Origin of the sequence: Arthrobacter sp. LAR12-1-1.1 (assembly GCF_040676555.1) — a bacterium.
GTDB lineage: Bacteria > Actinomycetota > Actinomycetes > Actinomycetales > Micrococcaceae > Arthrobacter.
Genome location: NZ_JBEGIG010000034.1, coordinates 431,951 through 457,695 on the forward strand (window position 1 = coordinate 431,951; position 25,745 = coordinate 457,695).

The following is a 25,745-nucleotide window of genomic DNA, read 5'->3' on the forward strand; positions in this document are numbered from 1 at the left end:
TAGGATTGCAGGCAGATTTGGCACGTGTTCAATGAAAGGCCTTGATGACTGTCGTCCCCCTGCCGCTAGAGCAGAACCAGCACGCTGACACCCTGATCCACGGAGCCGACGGCGGTTCCGAGGTGCGACGCTCGGTCCTGCCCGGCGGCGTCCGCGTGCTCACCGAAGCGATGCCCGGCCAGCGCTCTGCCACGATCGGTTTCTGGGTCGGGGTGGGCTCCCGCGACGAGGCTCCCGGCCAGCACGGCTCCACGCACTTTTTGGAGCATCTGCTCTTCAAGGGCACCAAGCGCCGCACCGCGCTGGAGATCGCGTCGGCCTTCGACGAGGTCGGCGGGGAATCGAACGCCGCCACCGCGAAGGAGAGTACCTGCTACTTCGCCCGCGTGCTGGACACGGACCTTCCCATGGCGATCGACGTCATCGCTGACATGATCACCGGCGCCGTCCTGGACCCGCAGGAGATGGAGCAGGAGCGGGACGTCATCCTCGAGGAAATCGCCATGGACAGCGACGATCCCACTGACGTCGCGCACGAGAACTTCGTCGCCGCAGTGCTGGGAACGCACCCGCTGGGGCGCCCCATCGGCGGCACCCCGGCAGCGATCCGGGCCGTGGCGCGCGACTCGGTGTGGGACCACTACCGCCGCTACTACCGTCCCGACGAGCTCGTGGTCACCGCGGCCGGCGGGCTGGACCACGACGTCGTCTGCGGGCTCGTGGTGGATGCCCTCCACTCTGCCGGCTGGAACCTTGAGGCCGCTGCCGCGCCCGTGCAGCGCCGCTCCACCGAGCGCGCTGCGATCACCGGCACGGCCGGCCTGCATGTGGTCAAGCGCCCGGTGGAGCAGGCCAACATCATCATGGGTTGCCCCTCGCTTGTCGCCACGGACGACCGCCGCTTTGTCATGAGTGTGCTCAACGCCGTCCTCGGCGGCGGCATGTCCTCCCGGCTCTTCCAGGAGGTCCGGGAAAAGCGCGGCCTCGTCTACTCGACGTACTCGTTCGCGTCCTCCTACGCCGACGCCGGCTACTTCGGCATGTACGCCGGATGCACGCCGTCGAAGGTCCGGCAGGTCGTTGAGCTGCTCGGCGCCGAACTGGACAAGCTGGCTGCGGACGGCATCTCCGACGAGGAGCTCCGGAAGGCCGTGGGTCAGCTGTGCGGCGGAATCGTGCTGGCGCTGGAGGACACCGGTTCCCGGATGTCCCGGCTGGGCCGCGCGGAACTGGTCTCCGGCGAGTACCAGGACATCGATGAAACCCTCCGCCAGATCAAGGCCGTCACGGCAGCGGAGGTCCAGGAGCTCGCCCGTGAGCTCGCGGCCGCCCCGCGAACCGTCACGGTGGTCGGCCCGTTTGAGGAAACCGAGACGTTTGGGCTCTAGGTAATTCCGGGCCGATAGCTGCACTGTGGGCCCTGTATAGCGCGACTGGGCACGGCCGGTCGGGGCGCGGCCGGTCTTTACACCACAGCAGGCGCGGCGTCATGATGGTGGCGGGGTCACTCGGGAGGAACTCCATATGGGAGAAACTGTGGACCGGCCACTGCCAGGCAGTGCATGCGAGGCGCTTGAGGCGTTCCTGGGCCATTGGACGGGGACCACGCACTGGGAGGCAACCGCGTGGGGTCCGGCGCGCAGCGCGGACACCGAGATCATCTTTTCCCGGGCGGCTGCCGGGCTTGCCGTCACCCAGAGCTACCGGCATACGGATGCGGACGGGACCCGTTCCGAAGGCCACGGTGTCTTCACGTCGGATCCGGACCACCCCGACACCTTCTGGTACCACGTCAACAGCCTGGGGCTGCCGCCCGAGGCGCCGGCGCGCGCCAGCGTGGATGGCGGCACGTTGACTGTGGAACGGCGCAGTGACCGCGGCACCGCGCGGCACACCTTCCGGGTGGAGGACGGCGAACTGACGCACGCTGCCGGTCTCCGCCTGGGCAGGGCGAGCGACTTCACCCCCTTCATGACCACTGTGTGCCGCCGCGTCGCTGAGGGCGCGTCCATCCCGGCGTGAAGCCCCGGGCTGCGGCGCCGGGCTCGGCGCCGGATTTTAGGGTGGGTTATTCCGGGCCGGTTCGCGGCCGGGGGTTCTCCGGTCCGCGCCTTCAGGATGCGGCCTCGAGGATCCGGGTCTTGGGAGCCCCCTGAAGGGCCGGGGCGGCGTCGTCGGAGTTCCAGACCTTCGCCCGAAGATTGGCTAACAGGGCTTCTGCCTGACCGCGCTGCTCGAAATCCAGCTCGACCACCACATAGAGCGGGTCGTCCACCGGGCGGCTGATGCGGTAGGCAGTGACTCCGGATGCTGCGCGGTTCACCGGGTCGCGGTCGAAAGCCGCTTTCCACATCCCGAAATCCTTGACCTGATGCTCGATCTGCAAGGTAAACATGGCACTCTCCTGACTGGTGTTTGCCGCCCGCGGGGGATATGCCACACTCTAGGACCGGTCAGGCCCGCGCGACACCCCAGAAAAGCCTGGGCGTGCTGCGCCTACCCGCCGGCGAACGGCGGCAGCACGTCCACGACGTCGGCCGGCTTGAGCGCCGCGGCGTGGTCCCGCACGGCAACTTCGTTGAGCAGGAAGCTGGAGCGGGACAGGATGCGGGCCAGCGGCGGCGTACCGGCGGGCGGTTCGGGGCGCTCGACGGCGAGGATCGCCTCGAGCAGCGAAGCGAGGGTGTCGCCGTCGGCGAGGTCGTAGCGTTCCTCATCCACGCCGGCGGCAGCGCGCGCCGCAGCGAAGTAGCGTACGTTCACGAAAAAATCAGCCTCCGATGGCGCTCATGCTGCGGTCCGGCTGGACGAAGTCGGGGGAGCCGAGGCCCACGTGGTCCATGCCGTGGGCCTTGGGCTTGATCCACATGGCATCCTGCCAGCGTTCGGCGAGCTGTTCGTCGCTTGCGCCCTCGCGCAGCAGGCCAAGCAGGTCCACTTCCTCGCGTGAGAACAGGCAGCTCATGATCTTGCCCTCGGCGGTGATGCGCGTGCGGCGGCAGTCGGAACAGAACGGCTCCGTGACGGAGGCGATGATGCCCACGGTGCCGAGCACGGGGCCGGTGGCCTGGTCGGTGCCGGGAACACGGGCCCTGACCTCGAACCGTTCCGCCGGGGCGCCGTCGCGGTCCCGCGGGTCGGATCTGAGCACGTAGTCGGCGGAGAGAAGTTCGCGGATCTCCGCGGCGGTGATCATGTTCCGTCGGGTCCAGCCGTGGTCCGCGTCCAGCGGCATCTGCTCGATGAAGCGCAGTTCATAGCCGCGGTCCAGTGCCCAGGCCAGCAGGGCCGGGGACTCGGTGTCGTTGATCCCCCGCATGAGCACAGCGTTGAGCTTGACCGGGCCCAGGCCTGCAGCCCAGGCGGCGTCGACGCCGGCGAGGACCTTGTTCAGGAAGGGGCGGCGGGTCAGCTTCGCAAAAGTTTCCTCGTGCAGGGAATCCAGTGAGACGTTGATCCTGGAGAGTCCCGCAGCCTTGAGTCCGGCGGCCTTCTTGTCCAGGCCGACGCCGTTGGTGGTCATTGAGATCGGCAGCCCGGGGTGGGCCTGGCGGAGCGCGCCGATGATCTCCAGCAGGTCCGCGCGCACCAGGGGCTCGCCGCCGGTCAGCCGCAATTCACGTACGCCGAGCATGTCGACGCCGATCCGCACGATCCGGACGATTTCCTCCGCGGACATCACCGCCTGCTTGGACAACCACTCCAGGCCCTCGGCCGGCATGCAATAGGTGCAGCGCAGATTGCACTTGTCCGTCAGTGAGAGGCGCATGTCCGTGGCGCGGCGGCCGTAGCGATCCACCAGCCCGGCAGGCAGGCCCTCCGGGCGCCCGGACAGTGAGGTTGCAGGAGGCATCCCCGCTCCGGGACTGCCTGCCGCGCGGGGCTGGGGCATACCCAGTTGAACTGTCATAGAGTCAGGCTACGCCACCTCGCGGCCCACGTCACAGCCGCATGACGGCACGAATCTTACGTGTTCGGGAAGGATGTCCTGCGGGGATCCGGAGCCCTGCCCGCGGCGCGGCCGCGAACCTATGCTTGAAGCGTGAACAACACCCAGCCGGCCCCGGACGCAACGGAACACCGACGCATCCTCCTCGTCGAAGACGAGCCGACCATCGCCGGAGTGGTTCGCGACTACCTCGTCCAGGCGGGATTCCAGGTGGTCCTCGCCGCCGATGGGTTCACGGCCCTGGGCCTCGCAGCCGAACGCCGCCCGGACCTGGTGCTGCTGGACCGGATGCTGCCGGGCCTGGACGGCGTGGAAGTCTGCCGGCGGCTCCGTGCGGCACACAGTGTCCCGGTCATCATGCTCACGGCGCTGGGGACGGAGGATGACCGCATCCTTGGCCTGGAAGCCGGCGCGGACGACTACGTCACCAAGCCGTTCTCGCCCCGTGAGCTCGTGCTGCGGGTCCGCTCGGTCCTGCGCCGGAGCATTCCCGAATTCAGCCCGGAGCCCTCCGTCGAAGTGGGCGGCTTCGACCTCAGCCCGGCTGCGCGCACGGTTTCCCGCCATGGCAGGCCCTTGGCGCTGACGGCCCGGGAGTTCGATCTGCTGGCCTTCATGCTCCGCCGTCCCCGGCAGGTCTTCAGCCGAGAGGAACTCATGAAGGCCGTCTGGGGCTGGGACTACGGGGACCTGTCCACGGTGACGGTCCACGTGCGGAGGCTGCGGGAGAAGATCGAGGACGACCCCACCCGCCCCTCCGTGCTGAAAACGGTGTGGGGCGTGGGCTACCGGCTGGACCCCAGCGACGAGGAAGAGTCCGCCCGTGCAGACCTCTGAGCTCCTGATCATCATCGGCTGGGCCGTGGCATGGGGAGCCGTGATCGGGGCCGCCTCATTGCTCATCCTGAAATCGCTGCGCAGGGCATCCTTCGCGGTCCAGATCTGCGTGGTGGTGCTCGCCGCCGTGGCGGTCCTGACGGCCGGAATGGTCAGCGCCTTCAACGCCATGTTCATCTCGGCACGGGACCTCGAGGTCATGTGGTACGTCCTGGCCGTAGCCTCGGCGGTTGCCGTTTCGATCGCCCTCGTGCTGGGATCAAGGGTCTCCCGGAACGCCAAGGCGCTGGCCGACGCCGCCCGGAGCATCGGCCGCGGGGAGAGCCCCGGGATCCAATCCCCGGTGATGAGCCACGAACTTGCCGCCCTCGCCGCCGAGCTCGAATCCAGCAGCCGAATGCTGGAGGCATCCCGGCAGCGTGAGGCCGCCGTCGAGAACGCCCGCCGCGAGCTGGTCAGCTGGATTTCCCACGACCTGCGGACGCCGCTGGCGAGCATGCGGGCCATGACCGAGGCCCTGGAGGACGGCATGGCGGCGGACGTTCCCGCCTATTACCGCAAGATCATCGCCCAGACCGACGTCATGGCCGGCATGGTCAACGACCTCCTGGAGCTGTCGAAAATCCACGCCGGAACCATGCGGCTCAAGGCCGAGCCGTTGGACCTGTACGACCTCGCCAGCGACGCCATTGCCGATCTCGCCGCGCTGGCGCAGCAGCACGGCATAACGCTCGACGGCGGCGGCCGGCGGGAGAGCCTGGCCCTGGCCGACGGCCCGTCGATGGGGCGCGCCATCCGGAATGTGGTGCTTAACGCGATCGTCCACAGCGCCCCAGGTTCCCGCGTCACCGTGGAAGTCGGCCGGCAGGGGGACCGGGCCGTGGTCGCGGTCACCGACGGCTGCGGCGGGATCCCCGAGGAAGACCTGCCGCATGTGTTCGAGACCGGCTGGCAGAAGGATCCGGCCCGGAAGCGGCCCGGCCGTTGGGCCGCCGGGGACGACGGTGCTGTGGGGGACGGTGCTGTGGTGGATGGTGTTGTGGTGGACGGTGCTGTGGGGGACGGTGCCGCGATAGGCGGCGACCTGGTGCCCGGGCCGGCTGAGCCGGCAGGCGCCATGCGCTACAGCGGCGCCGGGCTTGGCCTGAGCATTGTCGCCGGAATAGTCAGTGCCCATCAGGGCACCGTCACCGTGGAAAACGTCGACGGCGGATGCCGGTTCTCGCTGCTGCTCCCGGGCCAGGGATCTGCCGGCCAAGAGTCAGCTGCGGCCGCACCAGCTGCCGGCGTGGCACCTGCACCGAGAGCCGCTACTGAGGGAGCAAAGGACGGGAGTCCGCGCGACGCGGCGGACGAACAACTCCGGGCGGGACGGGCACAGTGAGCAGCGGCGTTGGCTTTGACGGGCAGGGGCAGGAAATGGACGGAACAGTCGCCGGCAGGGAACAGCAACAAGGGGGAACGCAGGGGCAGCCAGGACCGACCGGGCAACCGCAAGCCCAACAGCCGCGCACCCGGGACCGGCGGGCGCGGGACCTGTGGGCCGCCGGGGCCGGACTGGTGGCCGTGGGGACCGCGGTGGTGCTCGGTGAGCTCGCGGCCAGCCTGGTGAGCCCCACGGTTTCTCCCGTGACGGCCGTGGGAGGTGCCGTAATCGATACCGTCCCGCCGGGCGTCAAAGAGTGGGTTATCTCCGTGTTCGGCACGGCGGACAAGGTGGCACTCCTGGTCGGCATGTCGCTGGTCATCGCCGCACTCGCGGCCCTGTCCGGCGTCCTTGAAGTGCGGCGCCGTTTCGCCGGAGTGATTCTCATCGCGGTGTTCGGCGCGGTGGGCCTCGTGGCCGTGGTGAGCCGGGCCGACCTGACCGCCAACGCCATCCCCGTCCCGGTGCTCGTGGCACTGGTGGGAATCGCACTGTTGCGGTGGCTCATCCGGAAACTGTTGGAGTGGAAACCCGACGGGGACGGAACCCCGGCGGCGGAGCCGGCCTCATTGGAAACCCCAGCCGCCTCGCAGCATGAGGACGCTGCAGCCAATGACGCCGGGCCCGCGCGGCGCCGTTTCCTGCTGGCCCTTGGCGGGACCGCCGGGGTTGCCGCCGTCGCCGGTGTGCTCGCCTCCACCCTCAGGGGAGCGGCCGCCGTCGTCAGTGATGTGCGCAGCAAGCTGGTCCTCCCGGGACCCGCCGCTCCCGCGCCGCCCGTACCGGCGGGAGCCGAGATCAGGCTCCGCGGCCTGAGCCCGCTCGTGACGCCGAACAGGGAGTTCTACAGGATCGACACTGCCCTGCGCGTCCCGCTGGTTGACCCGGAGGCATGGACCCTGAAGGTCACGGGCCTGGTGGAACGCGAAATCGAGCTCGACTTCGCCACTCTCCTGGCCAAACCTATGACGGAACGCCACGTGACCATCGCCTGCGTCTCCAACCAGGTGGGCGGGGACCTGATCGGCAACGCCCGCTGGCTCGGCTGGCCCGTGCGCGAACTGCTTGCCATGGCCGGCCCCAAGGCCGGGGCGGACATGGTGCTCTCCCGCAGCACGGACGGCTGGACAGCCGGGACTCCGCTCGAGGCCCTCACGGACAGCCGCGACGCCCTGCTGGTGGTGGGAATGAACGGTGAACCGCTCCCGCTGGAACATGGATTCCCCGTCCGGCTGATCGTGCCCGGGCTGTACGGCTACGTCTCGGCCACGAAATGGGTCACCGAGCTGAAAGTGACCCGTTACGCTGACGACGTTGCCTACTGGACGCCCCGCGGCTGGAGCGCGCGCGGGCCCATCAAGACCTCGTCCCGGATTGACGTGCCGCGAGACGGGACCAGCGTGACGGCCGGGACGGTGGTGTTCGGGGGAGTCGCGTGGGCCCAGCACACGGGCATTGGGAAGGTGGAGCTGCGGGTCAACCGCGGCGACTGGCGCCAGGCCGAGCTGGCCCCGGGAATCTCCAAGGACACGTGGTACCAGTGGAAGCTGGGTCTGCCGCTGACGCCGGGACAATACGAGATCCAGGTCCGGGCCACCACCCTCGACGGCGTACCGCAAGTCGAGGAGTCGGCCCCCGTCGCGCCGAGCGGAGCCACCGGCTACCACACGGTTAGAGTGGATGTGAAGTCCTAGCGAGCCGAGTAAAGGTCAGGAAACGCATGCACCGCACCGAGACAAGGCACGTCAGCGTTCAAGCGCACCGGGACAAGGTGCGCGCACTGCTCGCCCCGCTCCGCACCGAGGAACGGGTGGAACGGCTCCCGCTGCTCGAGGCCTTGGGCCGGGGACTTGCCGCCGACATCCTGGCGCCGCTGGATCTTCCCCCCTTTGCCAACTCGCAGATGGACGGCTTCGCGATCCGCAGCGCCGACGTGCCCCACGGCGGCACCGAACTGCGCGTCGTCGCGCCCGTCCCGGCCGGTGCCGCACCGGCAGAACTGGCCGCCGGCACGGCCGCCCCAATCATGACCGGCGCGATGATGCCGGCCGGGGCCGACGCCGTCGTACCCATTGAGCAGGCCGTGCCCGATTCCTTCCCCGCGCCCGGGGAGCCCGCCACGGTCCACCTGCCCGCCGCGGCTGCCGGAACGTTTGTGCGCGGTGCCGGCAGCGACATCCGCTCCGGTGAGCTCGCCCTCGGGGCGGGGACCTTCCTTGGCCCCGGCCAGCTGGGACTGCTGGCGGCACTGGGCTACACGGATGTGCCCGTCCGTCCCTTCCTGCGGGTTCTCCTGGTCACCACCGGCGACGAAGTCGTGGAACCGGGCAATCCGCTGGGACCGGGCAAGATCTTTGACTCCAACGGCACCCTGCTCGAGTCCTCCATGCGCCAAGCCGGGCTTCAGGTCACACGGACCGGGGTTTCCACGGACCGACCGGATGAGCTCGCCGCGTTGCTGCGCCGGCATGTGCCCGCCGTGGACCTGATCGTCACAACAGGCGGCGTCAGCAAAGGTGCCTATGAGGTGGTCCGGCAGGCGATGGCCGGACACGACGTCGAGTTCGGCGCCGTGGCGATGCAGCCCGGCGGTCCGCAGGGGATCGGCACTTTCGACGGTGTCCCCGTGCTGGGGTTCCCCGGTAATCCGGTGAGCTGCCTCGTGTCCTTTGAAATGTTCCTGCGCCCGGTTCTCACGGAGCTTTTCGGCGCTCCGGCGCTCCGGCCCGCGGTCCGCGCGCGCCTCGCCGAACCGCTGACCTCCCCGCCGGGCAAGCACCAGGTCCGGCGCGGCACACTGGCCCCGGACGGCACCGTCCGGTTGGAGGGCGGTGCGGGCTCACACCTGGTCCACGCCCTGGCCCGTTCCAATGCCCTGGTCCATGTTCCCGAGGGGACAGCGGCGCTCGCAGCGGGCGACGAAGTGGAAGTATGGATCCTGTGAATGAAGCAGAAAACCCTGAAGCGGATGCCGCACCAGCGGACCACCCCACGTCGGATATCACCCGCCTGACCCACCTCCGCCACGACGGCACTGCCCAGATGGTGGATGTGTCCAACAAGGCAGAGTCCACGCGGGAGGCCACGGCCACCGCGACTGTCCGCAGCACGGCCGAGGTCCTTGCCCTCCTCGGCGGCGGCGAGCTCCCGAAGGGCGACGCCCTGGCCGTTGCCCGCATCGCCGGGATTATGGCGGCCAAGAAGACGCCGGACCTGATCCCGCTGTGCCACCCGCTGCCCATCGCCAAGGTCACCGTTGACTTTGAGCTCGACACCGACTCCGTGACGGTGTTTGCCACGGTCAAGACCCGCGGCGTCACCGGGGTCGAGATGGAAGCGCTGACCGCGGCGTCGGTCGCGGCACTGAGCGTGTACGACATGATCAAGGCCGTGGACAAGCACGCGGTCCTGACCGATATCAAAGTGCTCGCCAAAAGCGGCGGCAAGAGCGGGGACTGGACCCTATGAACATGCCCGAACCGCACCGCCACGGCGAAGCCACCGGCCGGAAGGCCGGCGTCGTGATCGCCTCCACCCGGGCGGCCGCCGGTGTCTATGAGGACCTCACGGGTCCTGTGATCATCGATTGGCTTACCGAACACGGCTTTGAGCCGTTTCCTGCCATGGTGGTGCCTGACGGGGCGCCGGTGGGGGCCGCGCTCCGCGCCCTGCTGAGCCAGCAGCCGGCCGTCATCATCACCAGCGGCGGCACAGGACTGAGCCCCACTGACGCAACACCTGAGCAGACCCTGCCCCTGCTGGACCGGGAAATCCCCGGCATCATGGAAGGCATCCGCAGCGCCGGGGCGGCCAAGACGCCGATGGCCATGCTCAGCCGGGGCCACGCGGGCGCGGCCGGACAGACGTTCATCGTGAACCTCCCCGGATCGCCGAAGGGCGTGATGGACGGCCTGGGCGTGCTCGATCCCATTCTTGGACATCTTTGCGACCAGCTGGAAGGCAGTCATGGGCACTGAAACTGGATTTGAAATCGTGCACGCCGTGCTGAGTGCCGAGCCGATTTCCGTGGAGCAGGCCATCGCGGCGGTCGAGTCGGACACCGCAGGGGCGGTGGTCAGCTTCAGCGGCGTCGTCCGCAACCACGACGGCGGCAAGCAGGTTTCCCGGCTCAGCTACAGCGCCCACCCGACGGCGCACCAAGTGATGGCTGACGTCGTCGCCGCGCTCGTGGCGGAGCACTCGGTCCCGGCCGGCAACCAGGCGCTCGACGGATCCCCGGCTGCCGGTGCCGCCGGCGCCGACGAACGGCGGCACCAGCCGGTGCGGATCTGGGCGGCCCACAGGATCGGCATGCTGGAGATCGGCGATCCGGCCCTGGTCTGCGCCGTCTCGGCAGCCCACCGCGGCCAGGCCTTCGAGGTCTGTGCCGAACTCGTGGACCGGATCAAGGCCCAGGTGCCGATCTGGAAAGAACAGTTTTTCGCCGACGGCACGGTGGAATGGGTCGGAGCGGGGGAGTAAGCACGCGGTGGGGGTTGCCTCTCAGCCGAGGGTGGTGACCGGCAGCAAGTTAGCTCGCGATCAGGAGGAAAGGACCCTGCGCCGGACCTCGGCCCGGTCCACCCCCAGTTCATTGAGGAGCGCAGCCGCAGGGTCATGTTCCTCGCGGTCCAGCAGCGACAGCAGAAGATTCGCGGTGGTGATCTGTCGTGACTTCTGGTCAATGGTGTACCGAAGCATGCCTTCCATCACGGACCGGGCACCGGAGCTGAAGGGCGGCTTTTTTCCCCGGCCGGGCATAGTGACGCGTTCAAAGCCTTGGGCATCTATTCCGATTGACGCGAGTGCCGTGCGGTCAAGCGCCGCTGCAGCTGCCCTTGCCTGATCGAGTGTGACCCCAAGAATGCCGGCCGGACCGGGATCGTGAAGCGCCCCCAGCAGCAGATGATCAGTGGGCGCGTCAATCCAGCCTGACAAGTGAGGGGCTGGTGTGAACCGTCGGGTCGGCGGGCTTGTAACCCAAGGCCGCCGGTTCCGGAACGCAGCGGCCCCGGCGGTAGGGTTGATGGCATGACCGAACAACTCTCAGTCGCCGTGCTGGGCGCCAACGGGCGCATGGGCGCAGAGGCCGTGAAGGCCATCGATGCCGCCGCGGACCTGACCCTCGTCGCGGCCCTTGGCCGCAACGACTCCCTCGACACGCTTGTCAGCTCCGGCGCACAGATCGTGGTGGACCTGACTGTCCCTGATAGCACCGAGGCGAACGTCCGGTTCGCCGTCGAACACGGCATGCACGCCGTGGTGGGCACCACCGGCTGGGATGCCGACCGGCTCACGGGGCTGGAGGAGCTCCTCGCCGCCCGGCCCGGCGTCGGCGTGCTCATCGCCCCCAACTTCGCCCTCGGCTCGGTCCTGGCCTCCGCCTTCGCCGCCAAGGCTTCCAAGTACTTCGAGTCCGTTGAAATCATTGAACTGCACCACCCTGACAAGGTGGATGCCCCCTCCGGCACGGCTGTGCGCACGGCGCAGCTGATCTCGGCCGAGCGCGCAGCCGCTGGCGTGCCTTCCAGCCCGGACGCCACCGCCACGGAGCTCGATGGCGCCCGCGGCAGCGACGTCGACGGTGTCCGCGTCCACAGTGTCCGGCTCAGCGGCCTGGTCGCGCATCAGGAGGTCCTGATGGGCGGGCCGGGGGAGCAGCTGACCATCCGCCACGACTCCTTCGACCGCGCCTCCTTCATGCCCGGAGTGCTGCTGGGGATCCGCAACGTCGCCGCACACCCCGGTCTCACGGTGGGACTCGACGGCTACCTGGACCTGGGACTCTGAGTCCGATGTCCGCCGCCTTGACAGCCCTGAAAGCCAACCGCACCAAGATCTGGGTGGGGGCCGTCACCCTGCTGCTTGTGTTCTACCTGGTGGTGTCACTTCAGCGTTCCGTGCTCCTGATGTCGGACCCCAGCCTCGTAGCGAAGGCGATCGGCGTCGCTTACCTGGTGCTGCCGGTCATCGGCGCCTGGGCACTGATCCGGGAGCTGCTGTTTGGCGCCCGCACCGAGAGGTTGGCGAAGATCCTCGAAGCCGAGGGTGGCCTGCCGGAGGACACTCTGCCCCGCACGCCCGCCGGCCGGATCATCCGCGAAGCCGCCGACCTCGAATTTGAGAAGTACCGCGCCGAGGCCGAAGCCGCCCCCGAGGACTGGCGTTCCTGGTTCCGGCTCAGCTGTGCCTACGATGCCGCCGGAGACCGCAAGCGGGCCCGCGCTTCGATGCGCGACGCCGTACGGATGTTCCGCGCCGGAGTGCAGAAGCCCTAGCCGAATTTAGCGCAAGCGCGTCGGCTGGCGGGCCAGGGCCGGCCGGTAGCTGCCCACCTGGTTGGCCGCATGGGTCACCCACTCCAGCGGCCCGCGCCACGCCAGTGACGCGAAGACCGCGCCAGTCACCAGCACCCCCACGGCCTGCGCCCAGTACACACCCTCCACGGTCCAGCCGGGCAGCAGCGGCTGATCGTGCAGGGCCGCCATGATGCACAGATGAGCTGTGTAGAGGCTCAACGTCATGGCCCCGGCTCCGCGCAGCGGGAGCAGCAGATCGAGTTCCAGCCAGTTGCCCAGCCGGCCCAGCAGAAGACACACGCCGATCACGGCGGCAGCTGTCCCCGAGGTGTGCAACAAATCCAGTGTGGTGCCGGCGTGCGGTGCACTGGTGGCCAGCCACCACGCTGAGCCTGACTGTTCGACGCCGGCAAGGTTGACCTGCAGCAGGCTCTCCAGCGGGTAGGCGGGATCGCCAATCTGCGCCTCGAGCGCCTGCCTGCCGCCCCAGTCCTCCATCATGACTATCCCCAGCCACTTGGAAATGACGGCCACCGCGGTTCCGGCGGCCAGCAGCAGGAACGGCACGGCTGCTTTGGACAGCGCCATCCGGCCGATCACCAGCCCCACGAGGAGATAGGCGATCCACTGCAGGACAGGGTAGTAGCCCGTGAGGAAGAGGTCGCCAAGCAGTCTTGCCGGTGTGGGCAGGTCCTCCCAGCTGGGGTTATGCCCCAGCCGCAGGGGCGGATCGGCGGACAGCAGCCAGGGCCGCAGCAGGTAGGCCAGGACAGGGGCTGCCAGGATCCAGAGGGCCGCGAGTGCGATCAGGCGTCTCACCCCGAGCCCGATGAAGGGCAGTACGCACACGAACAGGAGGGCATAGTGCACCAAAATTATGGCGATGTTGACTTCCAGCCCGCCCAGGGAGAGCCCGACGGCGCCGATCACGAGCGCCCGTAGGGCGATGCCCCGGCGGGCCGCCCAAAGCTCGGGGCCTTGGAGCGGCTGCTGCTTCCCGGTGGACAAGGCGAGGCCGACTCCGGCCAGCACCGCGAACAGTGCGGCTGCCCGTCCGGAAAACGCAAGCCCGATCCAGGTGGGCGTGAGCTGCGGGTCCGACTCAAAGGTCGCCAGCACGTGCGTGGCCATCATGGCCAGCAACGCCAGCCCGCGTGCGGCGTCAATGCCAGCCAGCCGGGCGCCGGAGGAGGGGCCCTTGACTGTCCGGGAAGCAGTGGTCGTTCCGCGCGCGGTCATCATCTGATCGTCTCATGTTCGGCCGGACCACAGCTCCAGCCCTTCTACGAAAGGGTCTTGTATTCGAATATATGTTCGAATACGATGGGCGCATGAACAACGCCTCAGAGTCTGCCTTCCTGAACCCGGAATTTGGGGACCGAGAATTCACAGGCCCAGATTTCCTAGGCCGGGAAGTTACAGGCCGACAATTTCCGGGCCCCGGCCCTTCGGGCCCTCGCCCGTCAGGCCCTGATCGGGCCAGCACCCCGCCCGGCGGACGGACCTGCGGTGGTGAGTCGGGGGCCGGTGTCCTCAAAGCTATGAGCCCCGGCGTCGTGGACTTCCTCTTCCGGCGCTTGGTCGCCGGCGAGCCGGCCGAGGACGTTCAGTGGGGCAGGGAAGGCACGGCGTTGGCTGTGCAACCGCCGGGAGCGGAGCTTGCCCGCCGGCTGGCCGAGACCGACATCGACGCCCTCACTCCAACAGAGTTGTTCCACTACGTGCGGGCGGCCCAGCGCCTTGCCGCTTGGGCGGAGGAACTTCGGGAAACCGCCGTCGGGCGTTACTGCTCGGCATCATCGGCACCCTCCGGCGGCGCCGCCGCGTCCACCTGACTGCCATCCAGGCCGCCTGTATGACCTGCCGTCCTGGCCGCCGGCGGGACCTGAGGGGCAAGGGCTGATCATCGAAAGAGGAGGTGCTTAGGATGGCAGGGTGACCACTGGCTCGATTACTGCGCTGACGCTGTCCGCCGTCCAATACGAGGCCCTGGAGGGCGGCATTGCCGCCAACGTGCCCGAACACATCCGGCTGATCGAAGACGCCGAGTCGCACGGAGCCCGGCTGGTAATCTTTCCCGAGCTCTCACTGACGGGTTACCGGCTGGACCTGCTGGAGGGGCCGGGGGAGTGGCTGAGTGCTGCAGACGGGAGGCTGGACGGCATCCGGGAAATCTGCCGGCGCACCGGAATAACGGCCGTGGTCGGAGCCGCGTTCCAGGAGGAGGACGGCACGCCGCGGTTGGCTTCCCTCGCAGTCCACCCTGGAGGCACCATCGAGACCAGTTTTAAGACGCACCTGCACGGTCCGGAGCAAGGTCTCTTCGTGGCCGGCAGCCACCCCGCCGTCCTTGAGATCGACGGCTGGAAGGTCGCCTTGGCAATCTGTTTCGACGCCGACCGCCCCGGCCACGCGGAATGGGCCGCGGAAGCCGGTGCGGACATCTATGCCGTCTCGGCTCTCTATACTGCCGGAGAAGACCACAGGCTGGGGCTGCACCTTGGCGCCCGCGCCATGGACAACCGGATGTTCTCCGTCCTGGCGAACCTGGCAGGCGCCACGCCGCTCGGAGCCTCCTGCGGTCTGAGCGGCTTTTGGGGCCCTGACGGGCTTCCGTTCCGGCAGGCGGCCGGCACCGGCACCGAGGTGTTGACCGCGAGCCTCCAGTACAGCGTCCTGGCGCGGTTTCGGCGGCACTGACTCCGGCCGGAGGGCCTAAACGTGACGTGTGGGCCGGCGACTTTGACGTTCGTCACACCATCGCCATTGTCCTAACATGCCGCGGACAAGGTAACGTTTTTCATATGGCTGACTCTGATATTCGCTCTTACACGTTCGGGACCCTCGTGACTGCCATGGTCACGCCATTCACAACGGACGGTGAGGTCGACTACCGGCAGTCGGCGGAACTGGCGAGCAAGCTCGTCGACGACGGCAATGATGCCCTCGTTATCTCCGGCACCACGGGGGAGACCTCCACGCTGGAAGACGACGAAAAAGAGAAGCTCTTCCGCGTCATCGTCGAGGCCGTCGGCGACCGCGCCAAAGTCATCGCCGGAACCGGAACCAACCACACCTCGCACTCGATCGAGATGGCCAAGCGCGCCGCCAAGGCCGGAGCACACGGCCAGCTGATCGTCACGCCGTATTACAACAAGCCAAGCCAGGCCGGCATTCAGGCGCACGTCGAGGCCGTGGCCGACGCCGCCGACCTCCCCGTCATGGTCTACGACATCCCCGGCCGCGCCGGCGTGCCCATCCTGCCCGAGACCATGATCCGGCTCGCCGACCACCCCAAGATCGTTGCCCTCAAAGATGCGAAGGCAGATTTCGCCGCGGTCACGCGCGTTCTGGCCAACACCGATCTTGATGTCTACTCCGGCGATGACGGCCTCACGCTGCCGTGGATGGCCGCCGGCGCCGTCGGGCTGGTCAGCGTCTCCGCGCACGTCGCGACGCGGCAATTCCGTGCACTGATCGATGCCGCACTTGCAGGCGATTTTGCTACCGCCCGCACCATACATTTCGAACTGGACCCCGTGGTCCGCGCAGTGATGACCCACATTCAGGGTGCTGTCGCTGCCAAGCAGGTTCTTAAGTGGCAGGGAGTCCTGCCCAACTCGGTTGTCCGTTTGCCCCTCGTGGAGCCGGGCGAGGCCGAGATCGCAACCATCCGCGAGGATTTGGCGGAAGCGGGCATGGTCTTTTCCTGATCCGGAGCCACTCCTGATCGTTAAGAACCAGCCCGGCCTCCGCCTGGAAAGTAGTGCACTATGACCCAAACCGCCCTTCCCGGCCTGACCACGCCGCCCCGCCTCCCGAAGAACACCCTGCGGATCGTTCCGCTCGGCGGACTCGGGGAAATCGGTCGCAACATGACCGTCTTCGAGATCGATGGCAAGCTCCTCATCGTTGACTGCGGCGTACTCTTCCCCGAGGAGACCCAGCCCGGCGTCGACCTGATCCTGCCGGATTTCTCCTACATCGAGAACCGTCTCCAGGACATCGTCGCCGTCGTCCTGACCCACGGTCACGAAGACCACATCGGCGCCGTCCCCTACCTCCTGCGCCTGCGCGCCGACATTCCCATTGTCGGTTCACAGCTCACTTTGGCCCTCATCGAGGCCAAGCTGCAGGAACACCGGATCAAGCCCAACACGAAGATTGTCGTCGAGGGCCAGGTCGAGAAGTACGGGCCCTTCGAATGCGAGTTCGTCGCCGTCAACCACTCCATCCCGGACGCCCTGGCCGTGTTCCTGCGCACCTCGGGCGGCACCGTCCTGCACACCGGTGACTTCAAGATGGACCAGCTGCCGCTGGATGGCCGCATCACCGACCTCCGGCACTTCGCCAAGCTGGGCGAAGAGGGCGTGGACCTGTTCATGTCGGATTCGACCAACGCCGACGTCCCGGGCTTCACCACCGCCGAGAAGGAAATCGGACCCACCCTGGACCGGCTGTTCGGGCAGGCCTCCAAGCGCATCATCGTCGCCTCCTTCTCCTCCCATGTGCACCGCGTCCAGCAGGTCCTCGACGCCGCCGCCAACCACAACCGCAAGGTTGCTTTTGTGGGCCGCTCCATGGTCCGGAACATGGCCATCGCCGCGAAACTGGGCTACCTGGAGGTGCCGGCCGGAATCCTGGTCGACATCAAGAACATCGACAACCTGCCGGACAACCGGGTCGTGCTGATGTCCACCGGCTCCCAGGGTGAGCCGATGGCGGCCCTGTCCCGCATGGCCAACGGCGACCACCGCGTCGTCGTCGGCGAGGGCGACACCGTCATCCTTGCCTCGAGCCTGATTCCGGGCAACGAAAACGCCGTGTTCCGCATCATCAACGGCCTGCTGAAGCTCGGCGCCGACGTCATCCACAAGGGCAACGCCAAGGTGCACGTCTCCGGCCACGCCGCCGCCGGCGAGCTGCTGTACTGCTACAACATCCTTGAGCCGCTCAACGCCATGCCGGTGCACGGCGAAACCCGCCACCTCATCGCCAACGGCAAGATCGCCCTCGAATCCGGCGTGCCGGAGGAAAGCATCCTGCTCGCGGACAACGGCACCGTGATCGACCTTCGCGATCACCAGGCCGACATCGTGGGCCAGGTCGAGGTCGGATTCGTCTACGTCGACGGCTCCAGCGTCGGCGAAGTCACGGAAGCGGACCTCAAGGACCGCCAGACTCTGGGCGACGAGGGTTTCATCTCCATCATCACCGTCATCCACCGTGCCACCGGCAAGGTGGTGTCCGGGCCGGAGATCCACGCCCGCGGCGTGGCGGAGGACGACTCCGTCTTCGACGAGATCATCCCCAAGATCAACGAGGCCCTCGAAGAGGCCGTACTGAACCGCACGGACCACACGACGCACCAGCTGCAGCAGGTCGTCCGCCGGGTCGTAGGCACGTGGGTCAACCGCAAGCTGCGCCGCAAGCCCATGATCATCCCGGTGGTCCTTGAGGCGTAAGCCTCAGTTGGTTCACCGGGCGTAGATCCTTCACACCTACCGGGCGCATGCCTGGTGAACGGCCTTCCCGGCCAACCCGCAGCGTGAGCGCCGCGGGAGGCCGGGGAGGCCGTTTTTCCGTTGCGGCCGGCGGCAACATGATCCAGGATGCCCCGGAAATTCGGGGTTTTCGGCCCGGCATCCGGTACCGTGGCGGGTATGGCGACTCGTACTTCTTCCGCGCCTAGAGGAAACTCAAGCGGCAAATCAGGCAGTTCTCCCGGCCGGGGGTCCAGTCCCGCCGCATCCAAATCCGCCCGGCCGCGGGGCACCGCAGGTAGAACCGCAGCCACCGCGCGGACCCGGCAGTTGGCCGTAGTAGAGCCGCACCAGCCCTGGGTTGTCCGGGTGTTGGCCGGTGCATGGCTGGGCATCGCCCACGTGATCGGCGCCGGCATCAGGCGCGTCGGCCACGACGTCAGCGACCTCGCTCCCGAGGACCGCCGCGACGGTGCCGCCCTGTTCAACCTGGCCTTGGGAGTCTTCGTTGCCACCTTCGCGTGGTGGGGGTTCCAGGGCTGGTTGCCCGATGCCATCTTTGCGATCGTCAACGGCACTTTCGGCTGGATGTCCCTGCTGCTGCCGCTCATGCTGTTCGTGTGCGCCTTCCGCCTGTTCCGCCAGCCCGACGACGGCCGCGGCAACAACAGGATCGGCATCGGCTTCCTCATCATGACGTTCGCCGGATCCGGCCTGGCCCACATCATCGGCGGCCAGCCGACGGTCGCCGACGGCTTCGACGGCTTGCGCAGGGCCGGCGGCATGCTCGGTTACCTCGCCGCCGCCCCGCTCGCTGCCCTGCACACCGCAGTCCCGGTCGCGGTGTATGGCCTGCTGGCCTTCACTTCGCTGCTGATCGTCACCGCGACCCCCTTCGGCGCCATCCCCGGCCGCCTGCGGGACGCCTACGAGCACCTGATGGGCATCGACCTGCAGGACGACGACGCCGGCGACCGCCACGACCGCAGCTACCTGTACGAGAACGACGCCCCGGCACCGGCCAAGAAGAAGCGCAAGCGCCTCTTCGGCAAGGACCACGACGACGAGTCCGGCCTGGAAGGCTACGTCGGCGACGAAGCGTTCGAGCGGGCGGTCATCGCAGATGAGGAAGCAGCCGGCGAGGCGCCTTCTGCCAAGGGGGCGAAGGGCGCCAAGGCGGGCGCCGGTGTCGCGCCCGGTGTGCGCCGTCCCACCCAGGCCGAGATCGCCGTCGAAAAGATCAAGGCCGCCCAGGGCCTCGGCACCGCAGGGTCCATTGGCGAGAACGCCACCGAGGCCATCCCCCTGGTCACTCCGGGGATGGTGGCCGCAGGATCGCTCAATCCCACCGCCGCCGCGGCCGCCGCGAAGGTCCCCTCCAACCCGGTGGCGCCGGCACCGCTGCCCACCCCGATTCCGCAGCGCACCGAACAGCTCTCCCTGGCCGGCGACGTCACCTACACCCTGCCGGCGTCGGACGTGCTCACGCCCGGTTCCATCCCCAAGGAACGCACCGAGGCCAACGACGCGATTGTCGCCTCGCTCACCGAGACCCTCAACCAGTTCAACGTGGAAGCCCAGGTCACCGGCTTCAGCCGCGGCCCGACCGTGACCCGCTACGAAATCGAACTGTCCCCGGGCACCAAGGTGGAGCGGGTCACCGCCCTGTCCAAGAACATCTCCTATGCGGTCGCCAGCTCGGATGTGCGCATCCTCAGCCCCATCCCGGGCAAGTCCGCCATCGGCATCGAAATCCCCAACACAGACCGCGAAACCGTGTCCCTGGGCGACGTGCTCCGCAGCCAGAACGCCCGCCGCACCGACCACCCCATGGTCATGGGCGTCGGCAAGGACGTCGAGGGCGGGTACGTCGTGGCCAACCTGGCCAAGATGCCGCACTTGCTCGTCGCAGGTGCCACCGGAGCCGGCAAGTCCTCGTTCGTGAACTCGATGATCACCTCGATCCTGATGCGGGCCACCCCGGACGAGGTCCGCATGGTCATGGTGGACCCGAAGCGCGTGGAACTTACGGCCTACGAAGGGGTCCCGCACCTCATCACGCCGATCATCACCAACCCGAAAAAGGCCGCCGAGGCCCTGCAGTGGGTGGTCCGGGAAATGGACGCCCGCTATGACGACCTCGCCAACTACGGCTTCAAGCACATTGACGACTTCAACAAGGCCGTCCGGGCCGGCAAGGTCCACCCGCCGGTCGATTCCAAGCGCGTCATCAAGCCGTACCCGTACCTGCTGGTGATCGTGGACGAACTCGCTGACCTCATGATGGTGGCCCCGCGCGACGTCGAGGACTCGATTGTCCGCATCACCCAGCTGGCCCGCGCGGCCGGCATCCACCTGGTCCTGGCCACCCAGCGCCCGTCAGTGGACGTCGTGACCGGCCTGATCAAGGCGAACGTGCCCTCCCGCATGGCCTTCGCGACCTCCTCCGTCACCGACTCCCGGGTGGTCCTGGACCAGCCGGGCGCCGAAAAACTCATCGGCCAGGGCGATGCCCTCTTCCTGCCGATGGGAGCCTCGAAGGCGATGCGCGTCCAGGGCGCCTGGGTCACCGAGTCCGAGATCCACAAGGTGGTCGAGCACGTCAAGGGCCAGCTCAAGGCCGTCTACCGCGACGACGTCGCTCCCGAGGCGCAGAAGAAGCAGATCGACGACGACATCGGGGACGACCTCGAGGTCCTGCTCCAGGCCACCGAGCTCGTGGTCACCACCCAGTTCGGTTCCACATCGATGCTGCAGCGCAAGCTCCGGGTCGGCTTCGCGAAGGCCGGGCGCCTCATGGACCTGCTCGAGTCCAGGGGAGTGGTGGGACCCTCCGAGGGTTCCAAGGCGCGCGACGTGCTGGTCAAGCCGGACGACCTCGCCGCCGTGCTGGCCGCGATGAAGGGCCAGGACGGCCCGGTGGCCGCTGACTCGCAGACCGCGGCCCTGAGCGATAACGCCAACGCGAACATCGGCCAGGGTGGCTACGCGGAGGACCTCGTGGCGGCTGACCTGGAGAACCGCACCCAGGCGATCGACTACCACGACGGCGCCGACGGCGGCTCCAATGACGAGGACGGTTCAGAGGACGCCTGGTCGCTCACCGGCCGGTAGGGTGCAGAGACGGTAGCCTAGGAAGGTGAATAGCGCCGAAGCCAACGCCGGATCCGCCTCGCGGATCTGGAACCTGCCGAATATCCTCACGATGCTGCGGATTGTGCTGGTGCCGGTCTTCGTCTGGTTCCTCATCCTCGACGCCCCGGGACTGCAGGCGCAGAACGGCGTCTGGCGCTGGGCCGCCGCCTTCGTTTTCGCCGTGGCCATCTACACGGACAAGCTCGACGGCGACATCGCCCGCTCCCGCGGCCTCGTCACCGACTTTGGCAAGATTGCCGACCCGATCGCCGACAAGCTCCTGATCGGCTCCGCGCTGGTCATGCTCTCGCTGCTCCAGGAACTGCCGTGGTGGGTCACCATCCTGATCCTGGTCCGGGAGTGGGGCATCACCGCGCTCCGGTTCTTCGTTATCCGCTACGGCGTCATTCCGGCCTCGCGCGGCGGGAAGCTTAAGACGGTGGTGCAGACAGTGGCCATCTTCCTGTACGTCCTTCCGCTGGCATCCATGGCCCCGTGGCTGAGCGTTGTGGCGTTCGTCGTGATGATGGCTGCACTGGCCATCACACTGTGGACCGGGGGCGAATACGTCATTGAGGCCCTCAAGCTGCGGGCCGCCGGCATCAGGGCAGAGAAAGAACGGGTAAGGGAAAACGAGCAATGAACTATCCGGAGCCCAGTCATCCCAACCTGCACCCGAACCTGCACCGCCTGGCGGAACAGGCCGTCACCGGCGCCCTCGGCCGCGGCATGACTGCCGCCACCGCCGAATCCCTCACCGCCGGGATGGTCACCGCCGTGCTGGCCGACACGCCCGGCGCCTCCGGGATGCTGCAGGGCGGTGTGGTGTCCTATGCCAACAAGGTCAAGGCCGACGTCCTGGGCGTCCCCGGCGAACTGCTCGACGCCGTCGGCTCCGTGGACGGCCAAGTCGCCGCGGCCATGGCCGACGGTGCGCGCCGCATCTGCGGCGCCGATATCGGTGTGTCCACCACGGGCGTGGCCGGGCCCGAACCGCACGACGGCAAAGCGGTGGGCACGGTCTTCATCGGCATCGCCACAGCGGGGGGATCGACGTCGTACCCCTATTCGTTTGAAGGCAGTCGCGCCGAGATCCGCGCACTCGCTTGCGGTGCCGCCCTGGAACGTCTGCTGGAGGCCCTATCTTCCGAAGGCTACCGGGCGTAAAGTTGCCGGGAACAAAAGTTGATTCCGAATAGTTGTTACATTGTGTCGCTTCCAAATAAGGGAGGCGCCTAGGATGAAGTCATCAGCAGAGTCCGCCCCCACCGGCGGACTCGACAGTACGAGGAGCAAGGCGATACAGATGGTAAAGCAGCCCGTATCCGTTAACGGCGTTGTCCGCTGGAAGGATGTGGGCCTCGCCGATCAGGCCAAGAGCGAACAGAAGGAGCGCAAGATGGTTGTACTTCGTCACGAAATCGGTGATGTCCTGCGCGATGTCCGCCAGCGCCAAGGCCGCACGCTCCGCGAAGTCTCGCACAGCGCCCGTGTTTCCCTGGGCTACCTGAGCGAAGTGGAACGCGGCCAGAAGGAAGCCTCCTCGGAGTTGCTGTCCTCGATCTGCTCGGCCCTCGATGTTCCGCTTTCGAGCATGCTCCGCGAAGTCAGCGACCGTGTTGCGGTCGCCGAGGGCGTCGCGGTTCCGGACACCGTCCCCCAGGAGTTCGCGCAGCGCTACGGCCGCGACCTCGACCGAGAGCTCAACTCCGACCTCAACGACGAGCTGGCGAAGGGCCTCCTTTCCGGAGCCCGCTAAACGCCAACTCACCCAAGACGCAAGAAAAGGACCTCCGGCTCAGGCCGGGGGTCCTTTGATGTGTTCGTCCCGGGGGAACCCGTCGCGTTCGTAGGTGGCATTGAGTTTCGCCATATACATGGCAAGGGCCTGCAGGTCCTCGGCCGGCCACTCTGCCAGACGTTCCCGAAACACCTCACGGCGGGCGTCCTGGACCTGGTGCATCCTTTCCTCGCCTTCAGGCGTCAGACGGATGGACTGCGCCCGGCCGTCCAGGGGGTCCGCCTCCTTCGACACCAGGCCGAGGCCCTCGAGGAAGGCGATCTGCCGGCTCACCGAAGGCTTGCCGACGCCGATGCAGGATGCGAGGTCAGTCAGCCTGATGGGGCCCTGCTTGCGGATCACGCTGAGCAGCCCGTAGGCGGCCGGTTCCATGTCCGGGTGGACCTGGCGCGAGAGCTGGTGGGAAATCGACCGGCCCCGGCGCCAGAGCAGACTCAGCTGGTTCTCGACGGCGTCCAGTGCGGCGTCCGTGCCGGCGTTTCCGGGAGAGGAATCTCCCGCGGACTCAGTTGGGTTGCTCATGGCAACCATTCTAGAGTCCTGGGCCGTGAGAGACTTTACCCGTGCGAATCAGTGACTTTTGGCGGCTTATGGACGACGAGTTCGGGGCCGGGTACTCCCGTGTCCTGAGCAGCTCGCTGGTCCTGGCTGGGGTCGGCGGACGCACAGCGGACCAGGCCCTCAGTGCCGGCGTTCCTCCCCGCCAGGTGTGGCTTGCCCTGTGCGACGTCCAGGACGTCCCGCCGGAGCGCCGCCTGGGCCGGGACGTCAAACCCCGCGACACCACCGGACCGCGCTGACGGCCGACACGCCGCTGGCGTGGGCCGACGCCTGACACGCCGCCCGCTTGTTCGAATATCTGTTCGGATAGCGATATGCTTTTTTTCAGAGCGTTTTCCACATAAGTGGGTGCCTCGACAACTTTGTCGGAGGGTGCCAGTAGCGTCAGTGATGACAGACGAAGGGCCCACAGGGCCACTCCACAGCGAGAAAGTATTAGAGGTGTGAATCATGGCCGCAGCCCCGGATCGCCAGAAGGCGCTCGACGCAGCGCTTGCCCAGATTGACAAGCAGTTCGGCAAAGGCTCGGTCATGCGCCTCGGCGATGAAGTCCGTGCGCCCATCGAAGTCATCCCGACCGGCTCCATCGCATTGGACGTCGCCCTGGGAATTGGCGGCCTGCCCCGCGGCCGCGTCGTGGAAATTTACGGTCCGGAATCGTCCGGTAAGACCACGGTTGCGTTGCACGCGGTAGCCAACGCCCAGCGCCAGGGTGGCATCGCCGCCTTCATCGACGCCGAACACGCCCTCGATCCGGAATACGCCGCGAAGCTGGGCGTCGACACCGACGCGCTTCTGGTCTCCCAGCCGGACACCGGCGAGCAGGCACTGGAAATCATGGACATGCTCATCGGTTCCGGTTCCCTTGATGTCATCGTCATTGACTCGGTGGCCGCCCTCGTTCCCCGCGCGGAAATCGAAGGCGACATGGGAGACAGCCACGTGGGCCTGCAGGCCCGCCTGATGAGCCAGGCCCTCCGGAAAATCACCGGCCGCCTGAGCCAGACGAAAACCACGGCCATCTTCATCAACCAGCTGCGCGAAAAGATCGGTGTCTTCTTCGGCTCCCCGGAAACCACCACCGGTGGTAAGGCGCTGAAGTTCTACGCCTCCATCCGCATCGACGTCCGCCGGATCCAGACCCTGAAAGAGGGCGCGGATTCAGTCGGTAACCGCACCAAGGCCAAAATCGTCAAGAACAAGATGGCCCCGCCCTTCAAGATCGCCGAGTTCGACATCATTTACGGCCAGGGCATTTCCCGCGAGGGCGGCATTATCGACATGGGCGTTGAGCACGGCCTGATCAAGAAGTCGGGCTCCTGGTTCACCTACGACGGCGACCAGCTGGGCCAGGGCATGGAGAACTCCCGCCGCTTCCTGCGCGACAACCCGGAACTGGCGGCCGAACTCGAACGCCTGATCAAGGAAAAGCTCGGCGTCGGCGTGAAGGCCCCGGCCGAAACCGAAGAGTCGCCGAAGCTGAAGGCCGTTGACGGCTTCTAACGCAGGAGCGAACCGTGGGTCAGGGTTCCGTCAGAGGAACCCTGACCCGGACGGCGCTGCCGACCCGCATGCCGATTCCCACGGTTCCCGTGGGTTCCGCAGGTCGTCCGGCTCAAATGCACCGTCTGCGGAACTGGATCCGGACGCGGACCCCGCAGCGGTCGCTCGCGCCATCGTGCTGCGGCAGCTGACGAATTCGCCCAAGAGCCGGCTGCAGCTCTCGCGCAAGCTGGCCGAGCGCAACGTTCCCGAGGACGTCGCCGAGGCCGTGCTGGACCGCTTCGAGGAAGTACGGCTGGTTGACGACGCCGAGTTTGCCGACATGTGGGTCCGCAGCAGGTCCCAAACGCGCAAGCTCGCCAAGGGGGCCTTGCGGCGCGAACTGGCGGACAAGGGCATCGACCCGGAGATTGCCGCCGGCGCGCTGGATCAGCTCAGCGACGCCGACGAAGAATCGGCGGCCCGTGAGCTCGTGGAGCGCAAACTGCGGGGATTCACCGGCGGTGAGGACCGTGCGGAGCGCGACAAGATCACGCGCCGCCTCGCGTCGATGCTCGCCCGCAAGGGATACCAGCCTTCGCTTGCCTTCCGGATTGTGGGCGAGGTGCTCGACGCCGTTACCGCCCGTGCCAGGGGCGGGGATTAGGGCCACCGGTCCGGGGTCTGCGCAGGCCTGGCCACCGCCCCTTACCCGTTACCCTTAACAAGTGAGTTTTACCATTCCTTCCCCAGCGGCCAGCACGACTTCTCC

General features: G+C 67.6%; 28 protein-coding genes. 22 read left to right on the top strand and 6 right to left on the bottom strand.

What is annotated here, in order from left to right; genetic code table 11:
* Positions 1–44 precede the first annotated feature (44 nt).
* Positions 45–1,388, top strand: a complete 1,344-nt coding sequence (locus tag MRBLAR12_RS18065; protein ID WP_229992998.1) for a M16 family metallopeptidase — start codon at positions 45–47, stop codon at positions 1,386–1,388.
* Positions 1,389–1,524: 136 nt separating this feature from the next.
* Entirely contained in the window at positions 1,525–2,022 is a 498-nt protein-coding gene (locus MRBLAR12_RS18070) for a DUF1579 domain-containing protein (RefSeq protein WP_229992997.1), read from the top strand.
* 91 nt (positions 2,023–2,113) lie between these two features.
* Here the strand turns inward: MRBLAR12_RS18070 and MRBLAR12_RS18075 are convergent, their stop codons facing one another.
* The 3 genes from MRBLAR12_RS18075 to moaA form a co-directional block, all read right to left on the bottom strand.
* Positions 2,114–2,395 (bottom strand): hypothetical protein, encoded by a 282-nt coding sequence (locus MRBLAR12_RS18075; protein ID WP_229992996.1) that lies wholly within the window; start codon positions 2,393–2,395, stop codon positions 2,114–2,116.
* 101 nt (positions 2,396–2,496) lie between these two features.
* Positions 2,497–2,763 carry a MoaD/ThiS family protein gene (locus MRBLAR12_RS18080; RefSeq protein WP_229992995.1) on the bottom strand — a complete coding sequence of 89 codons (267 nt, stop codon included), beginning with the start codon at positions 2,761–2,763 and terminating at the stop codon, positions 2,497–2,499.
* A gap of 7 nt (positions 2,764–2,770) precedes the next feature.
* Positions 2,771–3,910: a GTP 3',8-cyclase MoaA gene (gene moaA / locus MRBLAR12_RS18085; RefSeq protein WP_229992994.1), complete on the bottom strand. Its 1,140-nt coding sequence runs from the start codon at positions 3,908–3,910 to the stop codon at positions 2,771–2,773.
* A 132-nt stretch (positions 3,911–4,042) separates the two neighbouring features.
* Here moaA and MRBLAR12_RS18090 point away from each other — a divergent pair, with 132 nt between their 5' ends.
* The 7 genes from MRBLAR12_RS18090 to MRBLAR12_RS18120 are packed head-to-tail and all read left to right on the top strand — an operon-like array spanning position 4,043 to position 10,694.
* Positions 4,043–4,786, top strand: coding sequence for a response regulator transcription factor (locus MRBLAR12_RS18090; protein WP_229992993.1), 744 nt, complete (start codon positions 4,043–4,045; stop codon positions 4,784–4,786).
* Positions 4,773–6,170, top strand: coding sequence for a sensor histidine kinase (locus MRBLAR12_RS18095; RefSeq protein ID WP_229992992.1), 1,398 nt, complete (start codon positions 4,773–4,775; stop codon positions 6,168–6,170). Before MRBLAR12_RS18090 ends, MRBLAR12_RS18095 begins: the two co-directional genes overlap by 14 nt.
* A gap of 35 nt (positions 6,171–6,205) precedes the next feature.
* Positions 6,206–7,906 (top strand): molybdopterin-dependent oxidoreductase, encoded by a 1,701-nt coding sequence (locus tag MRBLAR12_RS18100; protein WP_364747426.1) that lies wholly within the window; start codon positions 6,206–6,208, stop codon positions 7,904–7,906.
* A gap of 26 nt (positions 7,907–7,932) precedes the next feature.
* Positions 7,933–9,156, top strand: coding sequence for a gephyrin-like molybdotransferase Glp (gene glp, locus MRBLAR12_RS18105; RefSeq protein WP_229992990.1), 1,224 nt, complete (start codon positions 7,933–7,935; stop codon positions 9,154–9,156).
* Positions 9,144–9,680 (top strand): cyclic pyranopterin monophosphate synthase MoaC, encoded by a 537-nt coding sequence (gene moaC / locus MRBLAR12_RS18110; protein WP_414645532.1) that lies wholly within the window; start codon positions 9,144–9,146, stop codon positions 9,678–9,680. Before glp ends, moaC begins: the two co-directional genes overlap by 13 nt.
* A complete protein-coding gene (locus MRBLAR12_RS18115; protein WP_229992989.1) occupies positions 9,677–10,189 on the top strand; it encodes a MogA/MoaB family molybdenum cofactor biosynthesis protein in 513 nt (170 codons plus the stop codon). Before moaC ends, MRBLAR12_RS18115 begins: the two co-directional genes overlap by 4 nt.
* Positions 10,179–10,694: a molybdenum cofactor biosynthesis protein MoaE gene (locus MRBLAR12_RS18120; protein ID WP_229992988.1), complete on the top strand. Its 516-nt coding sequence runs from the start codon at positions 10,179–10,181 to the stop codon at positions 10,692–10,694. The genes MRBLAR12_RS18115 and MRBLAR12_RS18120 overlap by 11 nt, the downstream gene beginning before the upstream one ends.
* Before the next feature lie 60 nt (positions 10,695–10,754).
* Here the strand turns inward: MRBLAR12_RS18120 and MRBLAR12_RS18125 are convergent, their stop codons facing one another.
* Positions 10,755–11,150, bottom strand: coding sequence for a Clp protease N-terminal domain-containing protein (locus tag MRBLAR12_RS18125; RefSeq protein WP_364747431.1), 396 nt, complete (start codon positions 11,148–11,150; stop codon positions 10,755–10,757).
* Between the two features lie 93 nt (positions 11,151–11,243).
* Between MRBLAR12_RS18125 and dapB the strand changes: the two genes are divergently transcribed.
* Both dapB and MRBLAR12_RS18135 read left to right on the top strand, forming a co-directional pair.
* A complete protein-coding gene (dapB, locus tag MRBLAR12_RS18130) occupies positions 11,244–12,002 on the top strand; it encodes a 4-hydroxy-tetrahydrodipicolinate reductase (protein WP_364747433.1) in 759 nt (252 codons plus the stop codon).
* A 5-nt stretch (positions 12,003–12,007) separates the two neighbouring features.
* Positions 12,008–12,490, top strand: coding sequence for a hypothetical protein (locus MRBLAR12_RS18135; protein ID WP_229992984.1), 483 nt, complete (start codon positions 12,008–12,010; stop codon positions 12,488–12,490).
* A 6-nt stretch (positions 12,491–12,496) separates the two neighbouring features.
* Here the strand turns inward: MRBLAR12_RS18135 and MRBLAR12_RS18140 are convergent, their stop codons facing one another.
* Positions 12,497–13,750 carry a heparan-alpha-glucosaminide N-acetyltransferase domain-containing protein gene (locus tag MRBLAR12_RS18140; protein WP_364747435.1) on the bottom strand — a complete coding sequence of 418 codons (1,254 nt, stop codon included), beginning with the start codon at positions 13,748–13,750 and terminating at the stop codon, positions 12,497–12,499.
* 302 nt (positions 13,751–14,052) lie between these two features.
* On the opposite strand from MRBLAR12_RS18140, the gene MRBLAR12_RS18145 reads away from it, so the two are divergent.
* The 8 genes from MRBLAR12_RS18145 to MRBLAR12_RS18180 all read left to right on the top strand — a co-directional run bounded on the left by MRBLAR12_RS18145 (position 14,053) and on the right by MRBLAR12_RS18180 (position 22,888).
* Positions 14,053–14,346, top strand: a complete 294-nt coding sequence (locus MRBLAR12_RS18145) for a hypothetical protein (RefSeq protein ID WP_364747437.1) — start codon at positions 14,053–14,055, stop codon at positions 14,344–14,346.
* A 100-nt stretch (positions 14,347–14,446) separates the two neighbouring features.
* A complete protein-coding gene (locus MRBLAR12_RS18150; protein ID WP_229992973.1) occupies positions 14,447–15,211 on the top strand; it encodes a carbon-nitrogen hydrolase family protein in 765 nt (254 codons plus the stop codon).
* A 104-nt stretch (positions 15,212–15,315) separates the two neighbouring features.
* Complete coding sequence (gene dapA, locus MRBLAR12_RS18155; protein WP_229992972.1) at positions 15,316–16,224, top strand: 4-hydroxy-tetrahydrodipicolinate synthase; 909 nt, start codon at positions 15,316–15,318, stop codon at positions 16,222–16,224.
* Between the two features lie 60 nt (positions 16,225–16,284).
* Complete coding sequence (locus tag MRBLAR12_RS18160) at positions 16,285–17,976, top strand: ribonuclease J (RefSeq protein WP_229992971.1); 1,692 nt, start codon at positions 16,285–16,287, stop codon at positions 17,974–17,976.
* Positions 17,977–18,174: 198 nt separating this feature from the next.
* Positions 18,175–21,108, top strand: a complete 2,934-nt coding sequence (locus MRBLAR12_RS18165) for an FtsK/SpoIIIE family DNA translocase (RefSeq protein ID WP_229992969.1) — start codon at positions 18,175–18,177, stop codon at positions 21,106–21,108.
* Between the two features lie 25 nt (positions 21,109–21,133).
* Positions 21,134–21,772 (top strand): CDP-diacylglycerol--glycerol-3-phosphate 3-phosphatidyltransferase, encoded by a 639-nt coding sequence (gene pgsA, locus MRBLAR12_RS18170; protein ID WP_290369337.1) that lies wholly within the window; start codon positions 21,134–21,136, stop codon positions 21,770–21,772.
* Positions 21,769–22,296, top strand: coding sequence for a CinA family protein (locus tag MRBLAR12_RS18175; RefSeq protein ID WP_229992967.1), 528 nt, complete (start codon positions 21,769–21,771; stop codon positions 22,294–22,296). Before pgsA ends, MRBLAR12_RS18175 begins: the two co-directional genes overlap by 4 nt.
* 139 nt (positions 22,297–22,435) lie before the next feature.
* Positions 22,436–22,888: a helix-turn-helix domain-containing protein gene (locus tag MRBLAR12_RS18180; RefSeq protein WP_066434909.1), complete on the top strand. Its 453-nt coding sequence runs from the start codon at positions 22,436–22,438 to the stop codon at positions 22,886–22,888.
* A gap of 39 nt (positions 22,889–22,927) precedes the next feature.
* Here the strand turns inward: MRBLAR12_RS18180 and MRBLAR12_RS18185 are convergent, their stop codons facing one another.
* Entirely contained in the window at positions 22,928–23,452 is a 525-nt protein-coding gene (locus MRBLAR12_RS18185) for a MarR family winged helix-turn-helix transcriptional regulator (RefSeq protein ID WP_229992966.1), read from the bottom strand.
* Between the two features lie 41 nt (positions 23,453–23,493).
* Here MRBLAR12_RS18185 and MRBLAR12_RS18190 point away from each other — a divergent pair, with 41 nt between their 5' ends.
* From MRBLAR12_RS18190 to MRBLAR12_RS18200, 3 genes are all read left to right on the top strand, one after another.
* Positions 23,494–23,730 (top strand): DUF3046 domain-containing protein, encoded by a 237-nt coding sequence (locus MRBLAR12_RS18190; RefSeq protein WP_026266606.1) that lies wholly within the window; start codon positions 23,494–23,496, stop codon positions 23,728–23,730.
* Positions 23,731–23,941: 211 nt separating this feature from the next.
* Positions 23,942–24,994, top strand: coding sequence for a recombinase RecA (gene recA, locus MRBLAR12_RS18195; protein ID WP_018774457.1), 1,053 nt, complete (start codon positions 23,942–23,944; stop codon positions 24,992–24,994).
* Positions 24,995–25,127: 133 nt separating this feature from the next.
* Positions 25,128–25,640, top strand: coding sequence for a regulatory protein RecX (locus MRBLAR12_RS18200; protein ID WP_229993023.1), 513 nt, complete (start codon positions 25,128–25,130; stop codon positions 25,638–25,640).
* The last annotated feature ends 105 nt before the right edge of the window (positions 25,641–25,745 follow it).

Coding starts and splice junctions, on each gene's coding strand:
- MRBLAR12_RS18065 (WP_229992998.1), top strand. CDS start 45: ATGACTGTCGTCCCCCTGCCGCTAGAGCAGAACCAGCACGCTGACACC.
- MRBLAR12_RS18070 (WP_229992997.1), top strand. CDS start 1,525: ATGGGAGAAACTGTGGACCGGCCACTGCCAGGCAGTGCATGCGAGGCG.
- MRBLAR12_RS18075 (WP_229992996.1), bottom strand. CDS start 2,395: ATGTTTACCTTGCAGATCGAGCATCAGGTCAAGGATTTCGGGATGTGG.
- moaA (WP_229992994.1), bottom strand. CDS start 3,910: ATGACAGTTCAACTGGGTATGCCCCAGCCCCGCGCGGCAGGCAGTCCC.
- MRBLAR12_RS18100 (WP_364747426.1), top strand. CDS start 6,206: ATGGACGGAACAGTCGCCGGCAGGGAACAGCAACAAGGGGGAACGCAG.
- glp (WP_229992990.1), top strand. CDS start 7,933: ATGCACCGCACCGAGACAAGGCACGTCAGCGTTCAAGCGCACCGGGAC.
- moaC (WP_414645532.1), top strand. CDS start 9,144: ATGGATCCTGTGAATGAAGCAGAAAACCCTGAAGCGGATGCCGCACCA.
- MRBLAR12_RS18115 (WP_229992989.1), top strand. CDS start 9,677: ATGAACATGCCCGAACCGCACCGCCACGGCGAAGCCACCGGCCGGAAG.
- MRBLAR12_RS18120 (WP_229992988.1), top strand. CDS start 10,179: ATGGGCACTGAAACTGGATTTGAAATCGTGCACGCCGTGCTGAGTGCC.
- dapB (WP_364747433.1), top strand. CDS start 11,244: ATGACCGAACAACTCTCAGTCGCCGTGCTGGGCGCCAACGGGCGCATG.
- MRBLAR12_RS18135 (WP_229992984.1), top strand. CDS start 12,008: ATGTCCGCCGCCTTGACAGCCCTGAAAGCCAACCGCACCAAGATCTGG.
- MRBLAR12_RS18140 (WP_364747435.1), bottom strand. CDS start 13,750: ATGACCGCGCGCGGAACGACCACTGCTTCCCGGACAGTCAAGGGCCCC.
- MRBLAR12_RS18145 (WP_364747437.1), top strand. CDS start 14,053: ATGAGCCCCGGCGTCGTGGACTTCCTCTTCCGGCGCTTGGTCGCCGGC.
- dapA (WP_229992972.1), top strand. CDS start 15,316: ATGGCTGACTCTGATATTCGCTCTTACACGTTCGGGACCCTCGTGACT.
- MRBLAR12_RS18160 (WP_229992971.1), top strand. CDS start 16,285: ATGACCCAAACCGCCCTTCCCGGCCTGACCACGCCGCCCCGCCTCCCG.
- MRBLAR12_RS18165 (WP_229992969.1), top strand. CDS start 18,175: ATGGCGACTCGTACTTCTTCCGCGCCTAGAGGAAACTCAAGCGGCAAA.
- MRBLAR12_RS18175 (WP_229992967.1), top strand. CDS start 21,769: ATGAACTATCCGGAGCCCAGTCATCCCAACCTGCACCCGAACCTGCAC.
- MRBLAR12_RS18180 (WP_066434909.1), top strand. CDS start 22,436: ATGGTAAAGCAGCCCGTATCCGTTAACGGCGTTGTCCGCTGGAAGGAT.
- MRBLAR12_RS18185 (WP_229992966.1), bottom strand. CDS start 23,452: ATGAGCAACCCAACTGAGTCCGCGGGAGATTCCTCTCCCGGAAACGCC.
- recA (WP_018774457.1), top strand. CDS start 23,942: ATGGCCGCAGCCCCGGATCGCCAGAAGGCGCTCGACGCAGCGCTTGCC.